Annotated in this window: 18 protein-coding genes and 1 tRNA gene; 7 read left to right on the top strand and 12 right to left on the bottom strand. The window is 42.0% G+C overall.

Annotated elements, in window-relative coordinates; translation table 11 throughout:
* Nucleotides 1–134: 134 nt before the first annotated feature.
* Nucleotides 135–2,615: a PilZ domain-containing protein gene (locus L1264_RS01800; RefSeq protein ID WP_235403594.1), complete on the top strand. Its 2,481-nt coding sequence runs from the start codon at nt 135–137 to the stop codon at nt 2,613–2,615.
* On the opposite strand, the gene serB is transcribed toward L1264_RS01800, so the two are convergent.
* A complete protein-coding gene (gene serB, locus L1264_RS01795; protein ID WP_138558609.1) occupies nt 2,598–3,617 on the bottom strand; it encodes a phosphoserine phosphatase SerB in 1,020 nt (339 codons plus the stop codon). The genes L1264_RS01800 and serB overlap by 18 nt on opposite strands.
* A gap of 134 nt (nt 3,618–3,751) precedes the next feature.
* Between serB and L1264_RS01790 the strand changes: the two genes are divergently transcribed.
* Nucleotides 3,752–4,372: an AhpA/YtjB family protein gene (locus tag L1264_RS01790; protein WP_135925885.1), complete on the top strand. Its 621-nt coding sequence runs from the start codon at nt 3,752–3,754 to the stop codon at nt 4,370–4,372.
* Here L1264_RS01790 and L1264_RS01785 read toward each other — a convergent pair.
* The 4 genes from L1264_RS01785 to prfC all read right to left on the bottom strand — a co-directional run bounded on the left by L1264_RS01785 (nt 4,339) and on the right by prfC (nt 9,573).
* Entirely contained in the window at nt 4,339–5,112 is a 774-nt protein-coding gene (locus tag L1264_RS01785; protein WP_199526273.1) for a TatD family hydrolase, read from the bottom strand. The genes L1264_RS01790 and L1264_RS01785 overlap by 34 nt on opposite strands.
* A complete protein-coding gene (gene pdxH, locus L1264_RS01780) occupies nt 5,113–5,751 on the bottom strand; it encodes a pyridoxamine 5'-phosphate oxidase (protein WP_135925887.1) in 639 nt (212 codons plus the stop codon). It abuts the gene before it with no gap.
* 434 nt (nt 5,752–6,185) lie between these two features.
* Nucleotides 6,186–7,928 (bottom strand): arginine--tRNA ligase, encoded by a 1,743-nt coding sequence (gene argS / locus L1264_RS01775; protein ID WP_199526274.1) that lies wholly within the window; start codon nt 7,926–7,928, stop codon nt 6,186–6,188.
* A 61-nt stretch (nt 7,929–7,989) separates the two neighbouring features.
* The gene (gene prfC, locus L1264_RS01770) at nt 7,990–9,573 is read right to left on the bottom strand and encodes a peptide chain release factor 3 (RefSeq protein WP_199526275.1); all 1,584 of its coding nucleotides are present in this window, start codon (nt 9,571–9,573) and stop codon (nt 7,990–7,992) included.
* Nucleotides 9,574–9,823: 250 nt separating this feature from the next.
* On the opposite strand from prfC, the gene L1264_RS01765 reads away from it, so the two are divergent.
* Nucleotides 9,824–12,478, top strand: a complete 2,655-nt coding sequence (locus L1264_RS01765) for an ATP-binding protein (protein WP_235403593.1) — start codon at nt 9,824–9,826, stop codon at nt 12,476–12,478.
* Here the strand turns inward: L1264_RS01765 and rimI are convergent, their stop codons facing one another.
* The 3 genes from rimI to L1264_RS01750 form a co-directional block, all read right to left on the bottom strand.
* Entirely contained in the window at nt 12,479–12,925 is a 447-nt protein-coding gene (gene rimI / locus L1264_RS01760; protein WP_171040450.1) for a ribosomal protein S18-alanine N-acetyltransferase, read from the bottom strand.
* On the bottom strand, nt 12,912–13,214 hold the full coding sequence (locus L1264_RS01755) for a hypothetical protein (protein ID WP_135925943.1): 303 nt from the start codon (nt 13,212–13,214) through the stop codon (nt 12,912–12,914). Before L1264_RS01755 ends, rimI begins: the two co-directional genes overlap by 14 nt.
* A gap of 68 nt (nt 13,215–13,282) precedes the next feature.
* Nucleotides 13,283–13,359: transfer RNA gene (locus L1264_RS01750), tRNA-Trp, on the bottom strand.
* Nucleotides 13,360–13,822: 463 nt separating this feature from the next.
* On the opposite strand from L1264_RS01750, the gene L1264_RS01745 reads away from it, so the two are divergent.
* On the top strand, nt 13,823–14,914 hold the full coding sequence (locus L1264_RS01745; protein ID WP_199526277.1) for an NADH:flavin oxidoreductase/NADH oxidase: 1,092 nt from the start codon (nt 13,823–13,825) through the stop codon (nt 14,912–14,914).
* A 485-nt stretch (nt 14,915–15,399) separates the two neighbouring features.
* Here L1264_RS01745 and guaA read toward each other — a convergent pair whose 3' ends face one another.
* Both guaA and guaB read right to left on the bottom strand, forming a co-directional pair.
* A complete protein-coding gene (gene guaA, locus L1264_RS01740; RefSeq protein WP_135925945.1) occupies nt 15,400–16,977 on the bottom strand; it encodes a glutamine-hydrolyzing GMP synthase in 1,578 nt (525 codons plus the stop codon).
* A 100-nt stretch (nt 16,978–17,077) separates the two neighbouring features.
* Nucleotides 17,078–18,547, bottom strand: coding sequence for an IMP dehydrogenase (guaB, locus tag L1264_RS01735; protein WP_135925946.1), 1,470 nt, complete (start codon nt 18,545–18,547; stop codon nt 17,078–17,080).
* A 134-nt stretch (nt 18,548–18,681) separates the two neighbouring features.
* Here guaB and xseA point away from each other — a divergent pair, with 134 nt between their 5' ends.
* Nucleotides 18,682–20,016, top strand: coding sequence for an exodeoxyribonuclease VII large subunit (xseA, locus tag L1264_RS01730; RefSeq protein WP_199526278.1), 1,335 nt, complete (start codon nt 18,682–18,684; stop codon nt 20,014–20,016).
* A 2-nt stretch (nt 20,017–20,018) separates the two neighbouring features.
* On the opposite strand, the gene L1264_RS01725 is transcribed toward xseA, so the two are convergent.
* Both L1264_RS01725 and cysE read right to left on the bottom strand, forming a co-directional pair.
* Nucleotides 20,019–20,600, bottom strand: coding sequence for a hypothetical protein (locus L1264_RS01725; protein WP_135925948.1), 582 nt, complete (start codon nt 20,598–20,600; stop codon nt 20,019–20,021).
* An 86-nt stretch (nt 20,601–20,686) separates the two neighbouring features.
* Nucleotides 20,687–21,511, bottom strand: coding sequence for a serine O-acetyltransferase (cysE, locus tag L1264_RS01720; protein ID WP_135925949.1), 825 nt, complete (start codon nt 21,509–21,511; stop codon nt 20,687–20,689).
* Nucleotides 21,512–21,849: 338 nt separating this feature from the next.
* Between cysE and L1264_RS01715 the strand changes: the two genes are divergently transcribed.
* Together L1264_RS01715 and L1264_RS01710 are read left to right on the top strand one after the other, a co-directional pair.
* A complete protein-coding gene (locus tag L1264_RS01715) occupies nt 21,850–22,254 on the top strand; it encodes a hypothetical protein (protein ID WP_135925950.1) in 405 nt (134 codons plus the stop codon).
* A gap of 3 nt (nt 22,255–22,257) precedes the next feature.
* Entirely contained in the window at nt 22,258–22,575 is a 318-nt protein-coding gene (locus tag L1264_RS01710; protein WP_135925951.1) for a helix-turn-helix transcriptional regulator, read from the top strand.
* The last annotated feature ends 144 nt before the right edge of the window (nt 22,576–22,719 follow it).

Below are 22,719 nucleotides of genomic sequence, written 5' to 3'. Positions count from 1 at the left end.
GAACTTGCCATTTTATTGGCTAGTACTTATAACAATAACTAATAAAACAACAAAGTAATTACTACTCGCGTAGTGAGCTGCAAAACACCGCCGAGTAATACTACGTTATTTGATAGACAGTGATGGTTTTATAAATGCCTGAAGATATCTTGCTTAAATACGAAAGTCTAGTTGAAGAACTAAAGGCGAATTTAGGCACACCTCAATTCGACAAGCTATTTAAAGCAAAAACAGCCAGCTTAACTAAGCCAGAGCAGTTTTTGATCAAAATGGAGATGTCGCGTTTATCTCAGCCTGTAGCACGCTTTATCGATTTGCGTGGTCAAGTCACTGGACAAGTAAAACCTTACGAATATGAGGGCAAACAGCACTTTATGGATGACACCGCCATTGAAGTGTTTGAAGATGCGATTAAACGCCACGGTGGCTATACCCTTGCAGTCTATGAAGCGGTGATGAATACCGAAAACAATCACCGAGTGATGCAAAAAAAAGCCGCCGAGCAAGACCTCATTAGCGATGACAGTAGTAATCAGTTAACCGCAAAAGTTATCAAATTTGCTTCTTATGAAAGCCGCTCTGAAGAGCGCATGAATTACTCCATAAAGATCTCGGTTGAAATTGATAAAGAAACGAAAGTCTCAGCATCAACTTCTGATATCTCGTTAAGCGGTGCAAAAATCAAACTTGCCCCCCGATATAAATTAAAAAAAGGCCAATTAATTGGCTTACGCTTGGTTGGTCTCGAGCAAGACTTTGAGCTGGGTCTGAAAAATGGTATTCAATATGAAGTCATTGCCGTCGAAAAGGTATCGCGTGAATATAATCATGTGCGCTTAAAACGTACCTTTATAGAAAATAACAAGCAGTTTGACGACTTTTTAAATAGCTTTATCCACGGCAATAAACGACGCTATAAAGTTAATTTAGACAATACCTTAGATGCTGTTGTTTCTAAAGGATATGAGCAATACTATATTCCTCGAGTGACTTCGCTCTATACGTTTTTAAGTTTGCAGGGTGACAAGCTTTACCCAAGTCTCGCCTTAACAACAGAAAACAATATATTTATTCAGCGTTACTTTTGTGATGAGCGAAAAGTGTCCTGTTTATACAGTATTGTTAATCAGCAGCGCATTGCTCACTTACTCAGTAGCCCTGATGCCGTAAAAGAAGACTATATTTACACTTTTACTCATACAGTATCTGGCAGAATATATTACTATTCAGCAACTCGCTCTGAGTTAAATAATCAGCCTCATTTAAAAGATTTGTTTTTAGGGTTTGGTAGTCAAAAAGATAGCTGGCAGTGTTTTAAACTTCAGCTAATGCCAAGCCATCCAGAAGATTCATACATTCCATTGACGTTACCAAGTAGCGCAGGTAAAAACATCGAAAAGCTTAATAAGCCACCGACCCCGCGTGTGCAAGGCATGCTAAAAGACGTTAAATACTTGTTGATTTTGACTTCAGTGGGTAGTGAGTATGAGCAGAAAAAATACCAACAACGTGTATTTGATAAAACTGCGGTTAATCAATTAAAACAATTTGGCCACAGTAAACACAAGACACCGCCTCATCTAGAGCCTGTTGCCTTAGAGTATGTGAATTTAAGAGCGCATAAGCGATTCTTGTATAAAACATCTGTCACGGTTAAGCATAGAGAGCAACTTGTGCAGGGCTACACACGCGATCTTTCAGTTATGGGGTTACAAATTGAATGTGAGAAACCTGTAGACTTTAAAAAGGGCGATATCATTAAGTTAAGCTTGCCTGAACTACAGAAAATCACCAAAAAACACGATCTAAGTGATCTTAGCTATGAAGTTATGGCAATAAGTAAGTCGCTTACAACTGTGAATTTAAAAGTACATCGAGTAACCGATTTGCCTCATATGGCAATAACCTTTTTCACGGTGTTGATTGATAATAATAAAGATAAACTAAAAGTGTGTGAAGAAACCCCTAAGATTCCTGGGCTCTCTACTGCACTTAGAAACATGGTAACAAAAAGTGTTTGCCAATTTCCGCTTTATCTCCATAAAGAATCAGCGCATTTTAAAATAGGTGCTATTGGGCAAGGCTTATACCCAAGTCCATTACATGTGCTTTTACAAAATTTTGCACTGCTTAATGAAAGCACCAGCATTGATGGCTTGTTGTCGACAGACCAAATAACCGAAGTGATCACCCCACTTATCAAAGATCGTAGTCGTCAAGATGCACCTTTGCCATTTACACTTTTTGTTTGTTTTAACCCACGTTTAGGCACAATTGCTGACTCAATTACCAGCCGCTGCATTAGCGATGAGGATTACACATCACAAACACTATTTGTAAAAAAAGCACTGAAAAACGACTTAGTGTTTGTATTTCGTTTATATGTATCACGCACAGGCCGGCCTGATATTGATTACTTATCGAATGAGCTTAAATACATCAGTCAATATGCTTTACACAAAGCAAAAGATTTAGAGGAAGCATTATGGGCTGTTGCTGGTGTGGGAGATTTAATTGATATAACCGAAGAAGCGCTTACCCATTTTGATATTGACCAAAGGCTGATCGACGAAATGAGTAAACGCAAAGCAATCTGGTTAAAGCGAGTAATCTAACGGTAGGCCTAACAAGTAAGCAACTTGCAGCAACGAACCTTCGTTAATAGCCGTTTGTGCTTGCTCAACCACTTTAGGTTTACCGTGAACAGCCACACCAAGCCCTGCCGCAGCCATCATTTTTAAATCGTTAGCTCCATCACCCATGGCAACAGTTTGACGATTATTTAAGGCAAGCTTTGCTTCGATTCGTTTAAGTACACGGGCTTTTTCTTCAGCATCAACAATAGTGCCAATCACTTTACCTGTTAAACGATTATCTTTGAACTCAAGGGTATTAGCGTGCACTTCATCTAAACCTATTAGTGTTTGCACATGCTCAGCAAATGGTACAAAACCACCTGATGCAATGGCTAAATGCCAATTATGTTGTTTTAAGTATTGGCATAATTCACTAACACCCGGCATAAGTGGTAAACGTGCTTTTAAGCCATCGATTAGATCAACATCAATACCTTCAAGCTTAGCAACACGCTGTTTTAAGCTTTGTGCAAAATCTAATTGCCCAGCCATTGCTTGGGCGGTCACAGCAGCCACTTCATCATATACATCAGCAAGTCGTGCTATTTCATCTATACACTCGATAGTAATCGCGGTAGAGTCCATGTCCATTAATAATAGACCAGGCTCATCAACCGTTGGTGGATTAGTCAACTGCACCAGTTGAATACCAATTTGCTTGGCAAACTCAACTAATACCAGTGGGCTGAGTGTTGTTGTTGCATCGCTATGAAAGCTCCATGCCACTGGCATGTCTGCGATTGGCTGATAACAACATAGCGATAAGTTGCTAAACCCTTGTGCCGCTAAAAACTCACTAATAGCCAGTATTTGCTCAGCATCAAGTACTTTACCGAATGCTACGCTAAATACGCCCTGACTTGCTTTTGGCGTAAAGTCTGTTGTAATAAGGTGTTTGTTTTCAATTTTATACCAGCAATTTAGGCTGATTTGTTCAGCTAAATTTGCTGAAGGTGTAGCAGCTAGGCTAAGCTGTGACATAGTGGCTCCACATTAGACTTATGTCTGTCCTTGCGCGCGCATGAGCTACTCGCAATCAATGAACTAATAAGGTTATTATACTGGTTTAGTTGTACCATCAAATTGAAAAGCTGTCAGCAGCGTATACGGTGACTATGAAAAATAACCAACTAAAAACTCCATTTTCGGCTACATACCGCCAACGTTTGGTGCGTTTAAGTCTAGCTGCAGCCTGTTTTGTGCTGCTGAGCTGGGTTGCCGTTAATAGTAGTTTTCAAAGTCATCAGTTACTTTATGATAGTGCTGACAGCACAGCGATAAGCTTAACCAAGTTTATGGCCCTAAACGCTAAAACTCCACTACTAGAAAAAAACAAACCAGAATTAAAAGCGCTATGTAACCACATAGCTGCAGATGAGTATGTGTTAGCTGCAATAATTTACGACCAACAAGGTATTCAAGTAGCTGCCAGTGATAACTGGCAAAGTCACCATACCTTTGGTTTGTTACCGGATTCAACGCCGGGCATTAGTAAATTAAAAACACCATTTGTTGAGCCCGTTATTAGTGATAACGAGCGACCACTGGGGTTTGTGGCAATAACGTATCTTACGCAAGCATCGATAGCCACCAGCCACAGTAGCTTTCATGACTTAGGCAGACAAGTATTACTTATGCTCGTAATTACTTGTATTTTTACGTGGCAACTTGGCCGTGGCCTAAAACGCTGGCAATTTAATCGCTATATCAAAAAAAGCGCAGAGCAAGAATCGTAAAGTTCGGCAGCAAGCTGCTGCTTTGCATCACCTATCACGCCTTTAAGCTCACATAAATGTGCAAATACATCACGCACCTTAAGCGGCGTATTTACCTGCCCTTGAAAGCCTGCAAGTGGCATTGACGGCGAGTCGGTTTCAAGTACTAAATGCTGTGGCTCTATAGCGCTTAAGACTTTACGAGTTTTCGCCGCGCGTGGATAACTTATCACGCCACCGACTCCAAGCTTAAAACCTTGTTTTATATAACTTGAGGCTTGTTGTTCTGAGCCTGAAAAAGCATGAATAACCCCTCCATATTTGGGTTTGCAGCGCTTAAATGAGCGGGCAATTAAATCATGGCTTTGTCTGTGATGCACAATCAGTGGCAAAGCAAGTTGATTGGCAAGCTCTATCTGCCCTTCAAAAAGCTGCGCTTGTTTATCGAGGTTGTCGATACTGCGATCAAGACCGCACTCACCGATGGCAATAAACTGGCCTAAATTGGCTTTTGCTAACTGCTCTAATTCTGCGAGGTGATGAGCTTGGTGGTCAGATAAAAAATAAGGATGTAAGCCTAAAGCAACTGAAATACTTGGCTCTGATTTGGCAAAAGAAAGAAGTGCTGTAGATTGTGCCAAGCTCACACCTGGCACAATAAAATGCTCAATTCCTACTTGCTTGCATGCTTTGATGAGCTCTGTGCGAGTTTCATCAAATTCGCTAAAATCAAGATGGCAGTGGGAATCGATAAAACGCATTTACGGATTTAAACGACCAAACTGCCAACTACCGTCGGCTTGGCGTTGATACATAAAGCGGTCGTGCAGGCGGTGCGCACCACCTTGCCAAAACTCAATTTTAGTAGGCTCAACACAATAGCCACCCCAAAAATCAGGCAATGGGATTTCACCATCAGAAAACTTTTGCTTCATTTTCGCAAATGTTTCCATTAACACCTTACGTGATGACACAGGACGACTTTGCTGAGATGCCCATGCAGCTAATTGGCTTTCTTTAGGACGCGATAAAAAGTACTTAGCAACAGCAGTTGTTGGTAAGGGTTTAGCCTCACCATAAACAATGACTTGTCGCTCCATATGGTGCCATGGGAAATGCAGAGAGATTTTGTTATTACCTTTAAGCTCCTGCGCCTTGCGCGAGCCGGTATTGGTAAAAAACACAAAGCCATTTTCATCAAGATGCTTTAACAGCACGATACGTTGCGAAGGCTGGCCATGTTCATCAACCGTTGCGACTACCATCGCCGTAGGATCAGGCAAATTAGTGGCAACAGCTTGCTCAAGCCATTTTTCAAACTGCTTGATCGGAGACGCATCAAGCATGTCTTCAGATAAACCATCCTGTAAATATTCACGGCGAATATCTTCAAGTTTCATAAAATTCCCTCTATCGCTATCAGCTATCAGCTATCAGCTATCAGCTATCAGCTATCAGCTATCAGCTATCAGCTATCAGCTATCAGCTATCAGCTATCAGCTATCAGCTATCAGCTATCAGCTAAAGATTAATCAAGGTTGTTGAGCTGTCAATTTGTTGGGCTTCGCTTTGCTCTACCCAACCTACAAAGCGCATCATCTGCAAGTGTAAGAGTGCTTTCAAAGCGAACTACACGAAGCAGAATTCACCTAAGTAGTTTAGCCTAAGACAAGGCGGAAAACCGACTTATCCCTTTGAGTTCTTAAACTTTCTGCAAGTGTAGGAGTGCTAGCAAGGCAATGAGTTTATTTATGCCAAGGAGCATACGTGTTTTGTATGTGACTTAGGCTAAATAAACTCATTAACGCAGCTAAAGCGAACTACACGAAGCAGATTACATTTGCTCCATTACTTCGATACCTAAAAGATCCAATCCTGACTTCAGCGTCTTCGCTACCAAATTACACAGTACTAAACGGCTGTCACGAACGCTTGGCTCTACGCCTTCTTTTAGAACTGGGCATGCTTCGTAGAACGTCATGTATAGGCTTGCTAGTTCGTATAGGTATCCACATAATACGTGCGGTGTTGCTTCGCTGATCATTAGATCAAGTACTTCTTCTAACTGTAGAAGTTTAAGTGCCAGCGCTTTTTCTTGTGGCTCGTTGATTGTAACGTCTGCTGTTAATGAGGCAGCATCGATACCTGATTTACGGAAAATACTGCGAACACGCGTGTATGCATATTGTAAGTAAGGGGCTGTAGCACCTTCAAAGCTCAGCATAGTGTCCCAGTTGAAGATATAGTCGCTAGTACGGTGCTTAGACAGATCCGCATATTTCACTGCACCAATACCCACTTTACGGGCAATTTCGCTACGCTCTTCGTCGCTTAAATCTGACTCACGCTCAGCAAGTTTAGCTGCTGCACGAGTGATTGACTCTTCCAGTAAGTCTGCAAGTTTAACAGTACCGCCTGTACGTGTTTTGAATGGCTTGCCGTCTTCACCCATCATGGTGCCGAATGGGCAGAATTCATAACTTGTTTCATCACGTAATAAACCCGCTTTACGTGCTGTTAGCTCAACTTGATTGAAGTGTAAGCTTTGACGTGCATCTACAAAGATTAAGATACGATCAGCACCGAGTTTATTTGAGCGGTAATCACATGCAGCTAAGTCGGTTGTTGCATATAAGAAGCCACCACCTGATTTCTGTACGATAAATACTGAAGGCTCACCGTCTTTGTTAGCAAGCTCATCTAAGAACACCACTTGTGCACCATCAGATTCAACAGCAATGTTTTTGTCTTTTAATAGCGCGATGATGTTTGCAAGTTCGCTGTTGTAAGCACTTTCTGCCATGATGTCATCTTGCGTAAGCGTTACGTTTAGGCGTTTGTAAACTTCTTCAGAGTGCTTTACAGAAGTGGCAATGAATAACTTCCAAAGTTTTTCACAGTGTGCATCGCCGCTTTGCAATTTAACCACGTAGTTACGCGCTTTATCGGCAAAGCCTTCTTCATCATCAAAGCGTTTTTTCGCATCACGATAGAAGGTTTCTAAATCCGCAAGTGCAACAGATTCTAAATCAACACCTTGGTTAATTTGATCTTCTAAGTGCGCGATTAACATACCAAACTGAGTACCCCAGTCACCCATGTGGTTTTGACGAACAACTTCATCACCACGGAACTCAAGGGCACGAACAACCGCATCGCCAATGATAGTTGAACGTAAGTGACCTACGTGCATTTCTTTAGCAAGGTTAGGTGATGAATAATCAACAACTACTTTTTGTGCTGTTGCATGTGGCGCAACAGCCAGCTTTTCGTCTTCGTTTGCTGCTTTTAAGCTAGCTGATAAAAACTCAGGCTTTAAGTGAATGTTGATAAAACCAGGGCCTGCAATTTCTGTTTTTTCTGCGATATCAGCAAGATCTAGGTTATCGATAATTTTTTGTGCTAGTTCACGCGGGTTTGATTTTAATTTTTTAGCCGCGCCCATTGCGCCATTGATTTGGTAATCACCAAACTGCGGGCGTGTACTTTGTGTAACCGCTGGATTTGTGTCTTCTGGTAATCCAGCTGCAACCATAGCTGCAATTGCTTTTTCGATTAAAAGAGTACGAATATTCATTGTAATTTTTACCTTTATGGCCCGCAGTACGGGCACTTAAATTTGATGCAAGCTTAGTGTATTAGTTTTCGCGTGTATGATTAAACTTGATGTCTGGATAGCGTTCCATCGATAAGTTCAAGTTAACACGGCTTGGTGCGATATAAGTAAGATTATCGCCGCCATCTAATGCTAAATTGCTCTCGCACTTACGCTTAAATTCTTCAAACTTTTTAACATCGTCAGAGCTTACCCAACGGGCAGTGTTTACGCTGACACCTTCGTAAATGGCGTCAACGTTGTACTCTGCTTTCAAGCGCGCAACAACCACATCAAACTGTAGTACACCGACCGCGCCAACGATAAGGTCGTTGTTAATAAGTGGTCTAAATACTTGCACAGCACCTTCTTCAGATAGCTGAACTAAGCCTTTTAATAATTGCTTTTGCTTAAGTGGATCTTTTAAGCGAATACGACGGAATAATTCTGGTGCGAAGTTAGGAATACCACCAAACTTCATTTTCTCACCTTGTGTGAAGGTGTCACCAATTTGAATCGTGCCGTGGTTGTGTAAACCTATGATGTCACCGGCGTAAGCATCTTGCGCTCGCTCACGGTCACCGGCCATAAAGGTTACCGCATCAGAGATACTCACTTGTTTACCAATACGCACGTGGCTCATCTTCATACCTTGGCTATATTTGCCTGATACAATTCGCATAAAGGCAATACGGTCACGGTGTTTAGGATCCATGTTCGCTTGGATTTTAAATACGAAGCCAGAGAAGTTCTCTTCGGTTGCAACAACTTGGCGGTCTTCTGTTTCGCGTGGTAGTGGTGCAGGCGCCCACTCTGTTAAGCCATCAAGTACATGGTCAACACCAAAGTTACCTAATGCCGTACCAAAATACACAGGTGATAGTTCGCCCGCTAAAAACAGATCTAAATCAAATTCGTGTGATGCACCGACAACTAGCTCAAGCTCTTCACGAAGCTGCTCTGCAAGTTCACTACCAATAGCTTGGTCAAGCTCTGGGTTATCGAGTCCTTTGATTGTTCGAACTTCTTGAATAGTGTGGCCTTGGCCTGTGCTATACAAAATCGTTTCTTCACGGTGAATGTGATACACACCTTTAAACTCTTTACCGCAACCAATCGGCCATGTGATAGGTGCACAGGCGATATTAAGCTCGGTTTCAACTTCGTCTAATAACTCCATTGGGTCACGAATATCACGGTCACACTTATTCATAAAGGTGACGATAGGTGTAGTACGTAAGCGTGTTACTTCCATTAATTTACGAGTACGATCCTCAACACCTTTCGCAGCGTCGATTACCATTAGACACGAGTCAACCGCTGTCAATGTACGGTAGGTATCTTCAGAGAAGTCTTCGTGTCCTGGAGTATCAAGTAAGTTAACCAGACGCTCATTGTAAGGAAATTGCATAACTGACGTAGTAACCGAGATACCACGTTCTTTTTCCATTTCCATCCAGTCTGATTTTGCGTGCTGGTTTGAGCCACGACCTTTTACGGTACCCGCTTTTTGAATCGCTTGTCCGAATAACAGAACTTTTTCTGTAATGGTGGTTTTACCCGCATCCGGGTGCGAGATGATCGCAAAGGTGCGTCGTTTATTAATTTCGGTAGTTAAATTAGACATGTAAGCTGCTTTTAGTCATAACAAAGCGCACTTAACTGCCTTATAAATTATAAAGCTCGGTGCGCACTGTAAAAATAAAATAGAATTGCCGAGTATTATACCTTGTTTGTCTTAGCCAAAAAAGCAGCGATTGTAAGTAATTATTCACCTTGGGTTAGGGATTTTCGTTGTTCACTTTTTTGCTAAGCTTGTGTAATCAAGTTGTAACGCATACTATGGATAAATTGCACGGAGGATATTAATTTAGGTCATGAAAACCAGTAAGCTCAGTATTCGATTATTATGGTATATCACCCCATTAGTGATTTTACCTTTGTTGTTTTTAGGTGGCTTTACCTTAACCAATGTGACCAATTCAACAAAAAAACAAGCTGAGCTGATTGTGAGTCGCTTTGTTGAACAACAACAACAGAAGATCTTCAACTACATCGACTCGTTTCATTCTATTACGCGTTTATTATCAACATCTCCAGTACTTGCCGACTTTTTGTCTCGAGAGCCGGGCTCTAAAAATCAATATATCGAGCGACTTGGCGAACTAATGAATGTATTTGCCAGTTATTCAGAAGCTTACCCAGATATAATTAGTATTAATTATGTTGCCCCAGACGGCAGAAGTGATGCTTTTTATTCAAGCCAATTGACCCCAGCGCCAAAGAGCTACCCGTTTTTCAAACAAGTACTCAAATCAAACCTGCGTCAACAGCAATTTATGATCCCCAAAGAAGACGGTTCGACCAGCCTCTATTTTGTGCATCCAATTTATAACATTGATTACTACCTAAAACAGCCTCAGCAGCTTGGCTTTATTGTGGTACATGTTGAGCCATCTATTTTAAACGCCAGTATTTTAGAAGCCCCATTTAATAACACCCTAAATTTATTCTTAACGACTAAAGGGCAAATTTTATTTAGCTCTGATTATGACCTGCGCGGCAACTACTTAAGTGAATATGAGCTCGAGCAAATAAAGAGATTAGCTGATTACGGAAAACTGGCCGATATTGAATTATCAAGTATCGATAAGGAAGAGCGAATTATCTACGCTGTGCAAATGACGGACGGCGACTATTTGGTTTCAACAACTCCCAAAGATTTACTCTATCAGTCAGGTAAAGCAATTAGCTTAATAACTGCACTGATTGTAATTATTTCAGTGATCTCGTTACCAATTTTAATTTATATCGTTGTTCGTAATTTACTGTTAACCCCTGTCGAATTATTAGGTGCTGCGAGTCACCGAGTAGGTGATGGTGACTTATCAGTTTATTTACCTGCGCATACTAACGATGAAGTAGGTGTCTTATTTAACGATTTTAATCACATGGTAAATCAAATTCGTGACTACCAAGATGAACTCGAAGAGTACAAACACCACCTTGAAGAAAAAGTAGAAAGCCGAACTAAAGCGCTTGAAGCTATGAATAACAAACTTGAAGTGGCTATTGCCCAAGCTGAACAAGCAAACCAATTAAAGAGCCGCTTTTTAGCAAATATGAGCCATGAAATTCGCACCCCACTTACCGCAATCATGGGTTTTACTGAGCAACTGCTACACAACAAAGATGCGGTGAATGATGAGCAGCATTTAAGTACAATTTTGCGAAACTCTAAACACCTTTTAGAGCTCATAAATAACATTCTCGATTTATCTAAAATTGAAGCAGAAAAACTGGCTGTCGAACGAAGCCCTTGCTCGGTTGTTCAATTAATTCATGATATTGATTCAATCATTCGTCCATTAGCGAATCAAAAGCAACTGCAGTTTAATATTAATTACAACTTACCAATTCCTCAAAGCATTAACAGTGATACCACACGCTTAAAACAAATATTAATAAACATTGCTAGCAATGCCGTTAAATTTACTGAGCAAGGCTTTATCTCGCTTGATATTCACTATAACGATGAGCGACAGCTATTAGAATTTGTCATTGAAGATACCGGAATTGGTATGTCTGAGCGTGAAGTAGAACGAGTATTTAAACCGTTCGAACAAGCCGATGCCACAACAACTCGCCGATTTGGTGGAACGGGCCTAGGTTTATGTATTTCAAAGAACTTGGCCCAGCTATTAGGGGGAGATGTAAAGCTTGTCAGCGAGCTAGGTAAAGGTAGTAGCTTTACCGTGCAAGTGGCCTGTCATTTAAACCCTGAACAATTACAACGTAATGCGTTTATTCACAACTATGAACAACTGTCTCCGGGTTCAGATACACAATTATCCTTCGCAGAAAATAGTTTTGATGCTCATATTTTAGTGGCTGAGGATAATCCAGATAATCAATTATTGATAAAACTATTGCTACAAACTTGGGGGCTTGAACCTGACATTGCGAAAAACGGCGCTGAAGCCGTAGAAATGGCTCTGGTTAATGACTATCAGTTGATTATCATGGATATGCAAATGCCAGTAATGGGTGGATTAGAAGCAACGCAAATGCTCCGTCATGCTGCATACGATGGCCCTATCATAGCCTTAACAGCAAACGTTATGAAAAATGACGTTGATACTTATTTAGAAGCTGGTTGCGATGAGGCGCTGGCTAAACCAATCGATAAACACGCTCTCGAGAAAGTACTAGTTAGCTACTTAAATATTGAAAAAGACAGTCAAAATAAATGGGAAAACTTACTGAAAAGTGAGAAATTCCAACAGATCAATGATAACTACCGTTCTAAACTACCTGATTATTTAAGCCAAGTAGTACGACTGTATCGTGCAAAAGAGTGGGAGGCATTACGCTCTCTTGCACACAGTATTAAAGGCAGCGCTGGGTGTTTTAGCTTTGAAGAAATCCACAAAACGGCAGGTCAACTAGAAACGGCATTGAGCACGAACCAAATGGCACAAGTTGCAGACTGTTATGAAGCACTCATTAGTGCCCTAAAAGAGGCCGCTTAACTAAAGCCTTAAAGTTAGCCCCATCAAAATAGCATCTTCATTACCTGTCGCAGTTGGGTAGTAATTTTTACGCACTGACATTGAGCTGAAGCCTGCACTCTCGTACAAACCAATTGCAGGTTTGTTTGATTCTCGCACTTCTAAAAATAAGTTCTCTGCTTGGTATTGCTCACCATGCTCAATAAATGCATTTAATAATTGTTTTGCAATACCCTGCCCTTGATACGCTGGCGCTACACAAATATCCATTAGAGTAAAGTCAGGCCCTGCTTGTTCACCGATGTAAAAGCCAAGCATTTCATCATCACTAAAGGCTGCAAGGTTAAAATAGCGACCAGCTAAACACGACAGCATGGTCTTTTCTGTCCACGGATGACTATGACAGGCATTTTCAATAGCCATTAACTGGCTAATATAGGTTGCATCTACAGGTTTAAAGCTTATCAAGTTGTTCACCAATTAAAGACCAAAGTTGTTTTTTCTGCTCAGCTGTGAGCTTCTCACTCGGCAAGGCTAAACAGCCATCCTGCCAGCTAATATTCTCAGCTTTTACTACCTGTGTGATCACTATTGGAGCAAACGCTTTTTCAAGATCTTGATGTAGCTGCAGTGGAAGTACTAAAGGTGCTTGTGCTGTTACAGTGACTTGTTCATCCTGAGTTTCAGGCACAGTTCGATAATGTTGTTTTAACTCGAGTGATTGTACAGAGAATATCGCAGCGTAACTTGGATTCATAACAACTCAATCATGATTAAGAGCAAGTAATATAGGAAGATTTGCGATTAAAGTAAAGCAGGAAGAAATGGCAGGGGCGGAGAGATTCGAACTCCCAACCGTCGGTTTTGGAGACCGCTGTTCTACCAATTGGAACTACGCCCCTGCAATGACGACGAATTATATAGAGCTTTTTTCAAAGGTAAAGTAAAAAAACACAGTTTTTAGTTTAACTGCTTCTTAAATAAACAAAACGGCGAATTAGCACGCTAATTCGCCGTTTTGATTTTTTGCGACTCGTCGCTTTGAATATTGAAATGCACAAGGCATGAGAAAATAGGAAGCCATTAATTAACTAAAATTAAAGCCAATGTTACTTATTCGCAATTTATTGAGTATCAACAGTGACCGCCCTTGAAAAAGGAACATGTGATGACCACTTTAACCTTATGATTAATAGACACAGTAATCACATTTCATATTCATGCTTTTCAGAAATAACAACTGAATAAGCAAATACAAAAAATAGGTACCAGCAGGAGGGATTCAGCCTCCCCTACTTTGCTCAGAAAAATTGGGGGTGAGGCCATCCTATGTCATTCTGCTGAAAACAACATTGAGAGGTTAAAATGAGCCAATTATTTAGTGCCGCGAAGATCGGAGAGCTCAATCTTACAAACCACATAGTTATCGCACCAATGTGTCAATACTCCGCCGAATCTGGACAGGCTAGCTCCTGGCACCGCATGCACTATGGTTCGCTGGCAACGTCTGGCGCTGGATTGCTAATTTTGGAGGCCACAGCTGTTGAACCTATTGGCCGTATTTCTGCGGGAGATTTAGGACTGTGGGATGACGCAACAGAAGCCGCATTAGACAATGTTTTGTCTGATGTTCGCGCTTGGTCTCCCATTCGTATAGGTATTCAGCTTGGTCATGCCGGGCGAAAGGCTTCTTGTCATGTGCCATGGCAGGGAGGTCATAAATTGACGATGGATGAAGGTGGCTGGCAAACGGTTGCTCCTTCTGCGTTGGGCTTCAATGAGCAAGACGAAACGCCAGAGTCACTCGACTTAGCGGGTCTTGCGCGTATTAAACAAGCGTTTGTTGACAGCGCAATTCGTGCAGTACGTGTAGGAATTGATCTAATAGAAATCCATGCGGCGCATGGTTACCTACTCCACCAATTTCTTTCTCCACTAAGTAACCAAAGACAGGACCAATATGGTGGTTCGCTGGAAAATCGCCTACGCTTTCCACTTGAAGTATTTGAAGCTGTGCGTAAAGCCATCCCTTCTTCAGTTCCTGTTGGAGTTCGTCTCTCGGCAACTGACTGGGTTGATGACGGTTGGGATGTTGAGCAATCGATTGTGTTTGGTCAGCAACTGGAACAGCTGGGTTGTGACTATCTGCATGTTTCCAGTGGTGGGCTTTCGCCGCAGCAATCCATTGATGTAAAACCAGGGTATCAGCTTCCGTTTGCTAGTGCCATTCGCCAACAAGTTACAATACCGGTAATAGGTGTAGGCTTAATCACCGAGCCACAGCAGGCTGAAGAAGCGCTGAAACAAGGGGATGCCGATTTGGTTGCATTAGGTCGCTCTGTACTTTTTAATCCGCATTGGCCTTGGCAAGCTGCCGTTGCGCTAGGTGCTCAGGTTCAGGCTCCGCCTCAATATTTGCGCTCTGAACCACATGGCTCGAAAGGTACGCTTGTTTAACCTTAAATATTTAACAGGCTGACTACAACACGCTCAAAACTTAAACGGTGGGCTATCGATACTTCTCCATTTTCTTTGCGCCAAGATGGAAACTGTTATTAAGTATCTACAGCTCACCAAAAAAACTCGTACTGTGCTACATATTCTGTGTAATCGAAGACTCAAAAGCTATTGGTGCTTACTCATTAACCGTCACATTTGTCTACGAGAGTTTAAGCTTCATGGCTAACAACAGTGTTAACAGGAAGACCTTGTCACTTAATCACAAACTCTTATCAGCACAAATGTGTGCTGTGTTTAGCCTACTTGGTTGGCTATTTACTCAGATTTGGCACGCTTATGCAGAGTTAGAGCTGTTGTCGATTTCTGGATATGCTGATTTCTGAAAACCAACAGTTATTATCCCTATAAAAAAAATGCCAGTCAGTAAAACTGACTGGCATTTTTTATTGGCTTAAGGCTTTATTAGCTCTTTTGAGCTAGCCCTATTCCCATTCGATTGTTGCAGGTGGTTTACCTGAAATATCGTAAACAACACGTGAGATACCATCGATTTCGTTGATGATACGGTTAGAAACCACGCCTAAGAACTCATAAGGTAAGTGTGACCAACGTGCCGTCATAAAGTCGATTGTTTCAACACAACGTAGTGATACAACCCAGTCGTATTTACGCGCATCACCCATTACACCTACCGATTTAACTGGTAAGAATACAGTGAATGCTTGGCTTACTTTGTGGTAAAGCTCAGCTTTGTGTAGCTCTTCGATGAAGATAGCATCTGCGCGACGTAGTAAGTCACAGTACTCTTTCTTGATTTCACCAAGTACACGAACACCTAAACCAGGACCCGGGAATGGGTGACGGTAAAGCATGTCGTAAGGTAGACCAAGCTCAAGGCCAATTTTACGTACTTCATCTTTGAATAGCTCACGTAATGGCTCTACAAGACCCATTTCCATGTCGTCTGGTAAACCACCTACGTTGTGGTGAGATTTGATTACGTGTGCTTTGCCTGTTGCTGATGCAGCAGATTCGATTACGTCTGGGTAGATAGTACCTTGACCTAACCATTTAGCGCTTTTCAGCTTTTTAGCTTGCTCGTCAAATACTTTAATGAAAGTATGACCAATCGCTTTACGCTTATCTTCTGGGTCTGACTTACCAGCTAAGTCTGCTAAGAATTGATCTTCAGCATCGACTTTAACAATGTTTAGGCCAAACTTGTTGCCAAACATGTCCATAACTTGCTGACCTTCGTTTAAACGAAGTAGACCGTTATCAACGAATACACACGTTAACTTGTCGCCGATTGCACGGTGAATAAGCATAGCTACAACAGATGAATCAACACCACCTGATAAGCCTAAGATAACTTCGTCATCACCCACAGTTTCTTTAATACGCTCGATAGCATCATCGATAATTTTAGCTGGTGTCCATAGCTTTTCACAGCCACAGATATCAATTGCAAAACGCTCAAGTAAACGTTGACCTTGATGAGTGTGAGTTACTTCTGGGTGGAACTGTACGCCGTAGAAACGCTTTTCTTCCCAAGACATTGCAGCATGTGGACATGTTGATGTTTTAGCAGTAGTTTTGAAAGTATCTGGAATTTCCATTACTTTATCGCCGTGGCTCATCCAAACGTCTAGTACGCCAGCACCGCCGTCAGTAATGTGGTCTTCGATAGCATCGAATAACGCACAGTTACCTACTTTCTCAACTTGCGCATAACCAAACTCTTTCTTATCAGAGCTGTGTACGCTACCACCCAGTTGCGTTGCCATTGTTTGCATACCGTAACAGATACCAAGTACTGGAACGCCTGCGTTAAATACATACTCAGGAGCACGTGGGCTGTTTTCAAGTGTTGTAGACTCAGGGCCACCCGACAAAATAATACCTTGTGGATTAAATTCGCGGATTTGCTCTTCAGTTACATCCCATGCCCATAGCTCACAGTAAACACCAATCTCACGTATACGACGTGCGATTAACTGTGTGTATTGCGAACCAAAATCTAAAATGAGAATTCGTGAATCGTGAATGTCTTTGCTCATGGAGTATCTCGTTAGTCAGGAACTGCTCCCCCAAAGGGAGATGATCAATAAATTAGGGCTAGCAAATGCTAGCCCATGTAATTTCAATACCTTAAGGTAATTAACCTAAGCGGTAGTTTGGCGCTTCTTTGGTAATTTGCACGTCGTGAACGTGTGACTCACCCATACCAGCTGAAGTAACGCGAACAAATTGAGGTTTAGTATTTAACTCTTCAATTGTTGCACAGCCCGTTAAGCCCATTGCGCTGCGAAGACCGCCCACCTGTTGGTGAATGATTGTCGCGATAGGACCTTTATAAGCAACACGGCCTTCGATACCTTCAGGAACAAGCTTGTCTGCTTCGTTCGATTTTTGGAAGTAACGGTCTGATGAACCTTCTTTTTGGTTCATAGCGCCAAGGCTACCCATACCACGGTAAGACTTGTAGTAACGACCTTGGTATAGCTCAACTTCACCCGGTGCTTCTTCAGTACCCGCTAACATTGACCCCACCATTACACATGATGCACCGGCAACAAGTGCTTTTACGATGTCACCAGAGAAACGAATACCACCGTCAGCGATAACAGGAATATCGCGGCCTTTTAAGCCTTCAACTGCGTCAGAAATAGCCGTAATTTGTGGTACACCACAACCTGTTACGATACGAGTAGTACAAATAGAACCAGGGCCAATACCTACCTTAACAGCGTCAACACCTGCATCAGCAAGAGCAATCGCACCTTCAGCTGTTGCAACGTTACCTGCTACGATTTGTAAATCTGGGTATGTTTGACGTGTTTGAGCAACACGGTCGATTACACCTTGTGAGTGGCCATGTGATGTATCGATAAGTAATACGTCAACACCTGCTTCAACAAGGGCTGCGATACGCTCGTCAGTACCTGGACCAACACCAACAGCGGCACCTACACGAAGACGACCTTGATCGTCTTTACATGCGTGTGGCTTGTCTTGTGCTTTTTGGTAATCTTTTACAGTGATCATGCCTTTTAATTTAAATGCATCATCAACAACAAGAATTTTTTCGATACGGTGCTCGTGCATTAGACCTAAAATCTCATCACGGTCTGCACCTTCTTTTACAGTAACTAACGATTCTTTTTTCGTCATTACTGTAGAAACTGGCTGTTCAAGCTTAGTTTCAAAACGCATATCACGGCTTGTAACAATACCTACAAGGTTATTGTCAGCATCGGTTACAGGGAAACCTGAAAAACCTTTTTCTTCTGAAAGCGCGATAGCATCAGCAATTGTAAGATCCGCAGTCACAGTAACAGGGAAAGAAACAATACCTGCTTCGTACGTTTTTACTTTGCGTACGTTTTTAGCTTGCTCTTCAATTGTCATGTTTTTGTGGATGAAACCTAACCCGCCTTCTTGCGCTAAAGCAATCGCTAAGCGAGCTTCTGTAACAGTATCCATAGATGCTGAAACTAGCGGCAAGTTAAGATTGATACCACGCGTTAAACGAGTTGAAATATTTGCCGTGTGTGGCAAAACAGTAGAATGACCTGGTACTAAAAGTACGTCGTCAAAGGTAAGAGCTTCTTTAGCGATTCTTAGCATAGTGCAACTTCTCACATGTGGATCTGAGTATAAGGAATTGCGGCCAAATTTTATCAGCGTTGTTGGCACGAGTAAATAAAATTATTCATTTATTTGTGTTAAAGTACACACAGATTTTTTTACTGGGGTTTTTAATGGCTTTCACGCAATCAACACAGCCTGTTTATACAGTCTCGCGACTAAATAAAGAAATTCGTCATGTTTTAGAGCAAGGCTTTTCGTCGCTGGTATTAAACGGCGAAATTTCTAACTTTATTGCCCCAGCCTCAGGACATTGGTACTTCACTTTAAAAGACGACCGAGCACAAGTAAAAGCAGCGATGTGGCGTGGCAATAATCGCGGTCAAACGTTCCGCCCGAGCAATGGTGCACAAGTGACCGTTCGCGCTCGCGTGTCATTGTATGAGCCCCGCGGTGATTATCAGCTGATTGTTGAACACATGGCCCCTGCCGGTGAAGGCTTATTAAAACAAGAATTTGACGCCCTTAAAATGCGCTTAGCTGCAGAAGGTCTATTTAGCTCAGCCCACAAAAAGCCATTACCAACCAATATAAATCGTGTTGGGGTGATCACCTCTGCCACAGGGGCTGCTATTCGCGATATTCTTACTGTATTAAAACGCCGCGCTCCGCAGCTTGAAGTCGTGATTTACCCAGCAATGGTGCAAGGTGCAGATGCCCATAGCCAACTAATAGAAAAAATAAACATCGCCAACCAGCGTAACGAAGTAGATGTTCTTATATTAGGTCGCGGTGGTGGCTCACTCGAAGATTTGTGGTGCTTTAACCATGAGCAATTGGCTCGTGCCATTTTTGCAAGTCACTTACCCATCGTTAGCGCCGTTGGTCACGAGGTCGATACCACGATTAGTGATTATGTCGCCGATATTCGCGCAGCCACTCCTTCAGCTGCTGCGGAGCTTGTTAGCCCAAACAGCGAAGAGCTGCACAACAAAGTTAAGCAGTTAGTTAGACACTTAAATCATGCCTTTAAACATTCATTGGCAGTAAAACGCAGTACCGCAACGCAATTTGAGCACCGCTTACAGCTTTGTCATCCGCGTTATCAACTCAATCAACAAGCGCAAAAATTAGATGAGCTAAGTTTAGCCTTACACGGCGCGATGAATAGTAAAATTCAGCGATATGAGCGAGTACTTGCTAACTTAACACCACGCTTAATGCAACGTTCTCCTGAAAAGCAGTTAGCTAAGAGCGAGCATCAGCTGGCGCAATTACATGCTAGGCTTACACAGGCAATGCAACAACAGCTTTCAGGTTCTCGAAACAAGCTTTCATTACAGGCGAGTCGTTTAGATTCTGTGAGCCCGCTCAGTGTGTTGGCGCGTGGTTACAGCATTACTAAAAACCAACAAGGTGGGGTGGTGAAATCGGTTAACGATGTAAGTTCTGGTGAGCTTATAACTACTGAACTTGCCGATGGTCAACTGCAATCAAAAGTTGTATAAAATTACTCCGTGCTTGCAATAATGGTTAGACTATCGTCACTTGAGGTGGTGGAAGTAAATTTAAATTGCTTCCACCAGCTTTGCTCCACCATTTTATCGGTCATGTTACGCCAATAATGGCTTGGCAACTCATCAACCCCCTCAGGTTGCAGCAGTTTAAACTGACAAACTGAGCTTTTGCATCTAGAGATACTCATTTCTGGCTGCACGGGTAAGTCTGCCATAATTAAAAAGTCGCTCATGGCTGTTTCAATTTGGTAAGCCCACGCCTCATCTCGAGATTGCTCTTCTAATAAAGTATAAAGATCCTCTAGATGTGAGTTGATTTGCTGCGGAGGTATCGCACTTGAACGGTAACTGGCAATCACCGCTTGTTGGTTTTCGACTTGTAACTTCAGCTCTGCGACTTGTTGCTCAAGCTCGCTTTTGCTAACAGCTACTGAATTAACTTCAGCGACTTGTTTTTTAATAACAGGCGCTACAGCAGTGGCTTGCTGCTCTGGGACTTCCATTGTTTGCATTTCAACAAATTCTTGCTGATAAGTTTGCGGCTGATGTTGTGGGTCAGGTTGAAAAAATGACATGGCTACAGCGCCACAAATAAATGACGCTATAACAGCTAATACAAAAGATAATTTAGACAATTCCATTGCACTTTATTGGTGTAAAACTACAACATAGCACTGGTGTGCGATGCATTACTAGCGGTAGTCGTACCATCATCTAAAAAGTTTTGGTTCATGCTTTCTGCTGGGCAAGGGCAGCTTGGTTTACCCACAACTTTAGCTGGTACACCAACAACCGTAGTGTGTGCTGGAACCGCACTCAGCACCACAGAATTGGCACCAATACGCGCCCCCTCACCTACTTCGATGTTACCCAGTACTTTTGCACCCGCGCCAATTAATACGCCGGCACGAATTTTAGGGTGGCGATCACCTTGCTCGTTACCTGTACCACCTAAGGTTACTGATTGAAGAATCGATACGTTATCTTCGATAACCGCTGTTTCACCAATTACAATCCCAGTTGCATGGTCAAACATAATACCATGGCCAACTTTACAAGCAGGATGGATATCAACGCCAAAAACCTCTGAGGTTCTACTTTGAATGAAGCGAGCAAGCTCTTTTCGGTTTTGTTGCCATAAGCAGTTTGCGAGTCGATGAGCCTGAATTGCATGGAAGCCTTTTAGATTAAGAATGACAGTTAAGTAACTATCGGCTGCAGGGTCGCGATCTTTAACTGCTTTTATGTCATGAGCAACATGCGTTAGCATTAAGTCACATTTAACAAAGGCTTGGTCGAATAATTCACGAATAGTAAACGCCGAAACCACCGCATCAGCGAGTTTATTAGCAACAATAAAACTCAGCGCTGAACCTAAACATTCATGATTTAACACACACGAATAAACGTGACTTGCTAAAAGCGGTTCACGGGAAACGACTTCGTTTGCTTCTTCACGGAGCTTTTGCCAAATTTCATGACGCATAATATTGCCTTTCTGGTTGTACCTAACTGCTAAGGCTTAAGTTTAACGGATTTGTAGCAAGATGTACTAACCCGTTGTTTATTTGTTCTGGTTATATCTAATAACCAGAGTAGCAAAACCACTTTTTGCTCATTTTAAGGGAGTTTTAAGGCTATCTCATATGACAGAAGCAAACTCAGAGCTGAAGCCAACAGTTAAATTAAACTTCTTATATTTCAATAACAAAACAGATATGACATCTTACCTGTCATATGCCAAAATAGGCACTGGCATATCGCTGACGGCGTAAAAAACAAAAATAATCATTAAATTTACATCATCAACTTAACAAGGAAACGATGATGAAAAACGACGTACTAAACTCACATAAACTAGGTTATAAATTTTACTTTCAAGATGGTGATAACCAAATCGCATGCTTTGGTCACATCATGAGCGGTAAAGAACAAATATATGTAAACGACGAATTGGTTAGTGAAAAGCGCAGCTTCGGCTTTAAAAGTCATCACGACTTTAACTACCAAGATACTGCTTATGCTGTCGATTTTGAGATGCAAAACATACTCACAGGCAAGCTTGAATGTTCGTTTTACAAAGCTGGTAAATTAGTAAAACAAAGCACACAAACCGCGCTTACTGATAACCCAAAACAAGTGGCTATGGTTACCTTAGGCTGTTTTATTGGTGGTGCAATATTTGGTTACGCAGTCGTTACTTTCATTGAACCGTTTCTTGGGAAGTAACTGATGCAGCTGAATCCCAATACAATCAAGACGCTTAGACTTAAATTCGATTGGACGCAGCAGCAATTGGCCGATGCCTGTGATGTAAGCCTACGTACCATTCAGCGAGTTGAAAAAGAAGGTGCGGCATCAAAAGAAACCACCATGAGCCTATGCGCAGTGTTTGAAGTACGCCAAGGTGAGCTAATTAAACTCGATGACGATGTATCTGAACAAAGCGCAACACACGCAGTGAGTAAGCAAAATCTCGCTGCAATCGTAGCGGCTTCTTCGTTTATTAGTTTTGCTCTTGGTATGGCGACGGTATTAGTTATTTTTTAGGAGCAGCCAATGACCAAGGAACAACGTGGCTATGCAACACTTATAGCCTTCATGAAAGTAGCAATATTGTGCGGCATTGCCGTGAAAATTGCCTCTTTATTTTAATAAGTTCTCTGTCAGAGTTGAGCCTCGGGCTTGATTCTG

Source organism: Pseudoalteromonas sp. APAL1 (assembly GCF_021532475.1).
Classification (GTDB): domain Bacteria; phylum Pseudomonadota; class Gammaproteobacteria; order Enterobacterales; family Alteromonadaceae; genus Pseudoalteromonas; species Pseudoalteromonas lipolytica_C.
Note: the sequence above shows the minus strand (reverse complement) of the source record. Positions and strands in the feature narration are given on the sequence as shown.

Coding starts and splice junctions, on each gene's coding strand:
- L1264_RS01800 (WP_235403594.1), top strand. CDS start 135: ATGCCTGAAGATATCTTGCTTAAATACGAAAGTCTAGTTGAAGAACTA.
- serB (WP_138558609.1), bottom strand. CDS start 3,617: ATGTCACAGCTTAGCCTAGCTGCTACACCTTCAGCAAATTTAGCTGAA.
- L1264_RS01790 (WP_135925885.1), top strand. CDS start 3,752: ATGAAAAATAACCAACTAAAAACTCCATTTTCGGCTACATACCGCCAA.
- L1264_RS01785 (WP_199526273.1), bottom strand. CDS start 5,112: ATGCGTTTTATCGATTCCCACTGCCATCTTGATTTTAGCGAATTTGAT.
- pdxH (WP_135925887.1), bottom strand. CDS start 5,751: ATGAAACTTGAAGATATTCGCCGTGAATATTTACAGGATGGTTTATCT.
- argS (WP_199526274.1), bottom strand. CDS start 7,928: ATGAATATTCGTACTCTTTTAATCGAAAAAGCAATTGCAGCTATGGTT.
- prfC (WP_199526275.1), bottom strand. CDS start 9,573: ATGTCTAATTTAACTACCGAAATTAATAAACGACGCACCTTTGCGATC.
- L1264_RS01765 (WP_235403593.1), top strand. CDS start 9,824: ATGAAAACCAGTAAGCTCAGTATTCGATTATTATGGTATATCACCCCA.
- L1264_RS01755 (WP_135925943.1), bottom strand. CDS start 13,214: ATGAATCCAAGTTACGCTGCGATATTCTCTGTACAATCACTCGAGTTA.
- L1264_RS01745 (WP_199526277.1), top strand. CDS start 13,823: ATGAGCCAATTATTTAGTGCCGCGAAGATCGGAGAGCTCAATCTTACA.
- guaA (WP_135925945.1), bottom strand. CDS start 16,977: ATGAGCAAAGACATTCACGATTCACGAATTCTCATTTTAGATTTTGGT.
- guaB (WP_135925946.1), bottom strand. CDS start 18,547: ATGCTAAGAATCGCTAAAGAAGCTCTTACCTTTGACGACGTACTTTTA.
- xseA (WP_199526278.1), top strand. CDS start 18,682: ATGGCTTTCACGCAATCAACACAGCCTGTTTATACAGTCTCGCGACTA.
- L1264_RS01725 (WP_135925948.1), bottom strand. CDS start 20,600: ATGTCATTTTTTCAACCTGACCCACAACATCAGCCGCAAACTTATCAG.
- cysE (WP_135925949.1), bottom strand. CDS start 21,511: ATGCGTCATGAAATTTGGCAAAAGCTCCGTGAAGAAGCAAACGAAGTC.
- L1264_RS01715 (WP_135925950.1), top strand. CDS start 21,850: ATGATGAAAAACGACGTACTAAACTCACATAAACTAGGTTATAAATTT.
- L1264_RS01710 (WP_135925951.1), top strand. CDS start 22,258: ATGCAGCTGAATCCCAATACAATCAAGACGCTTAGACTTAAATTCGAT.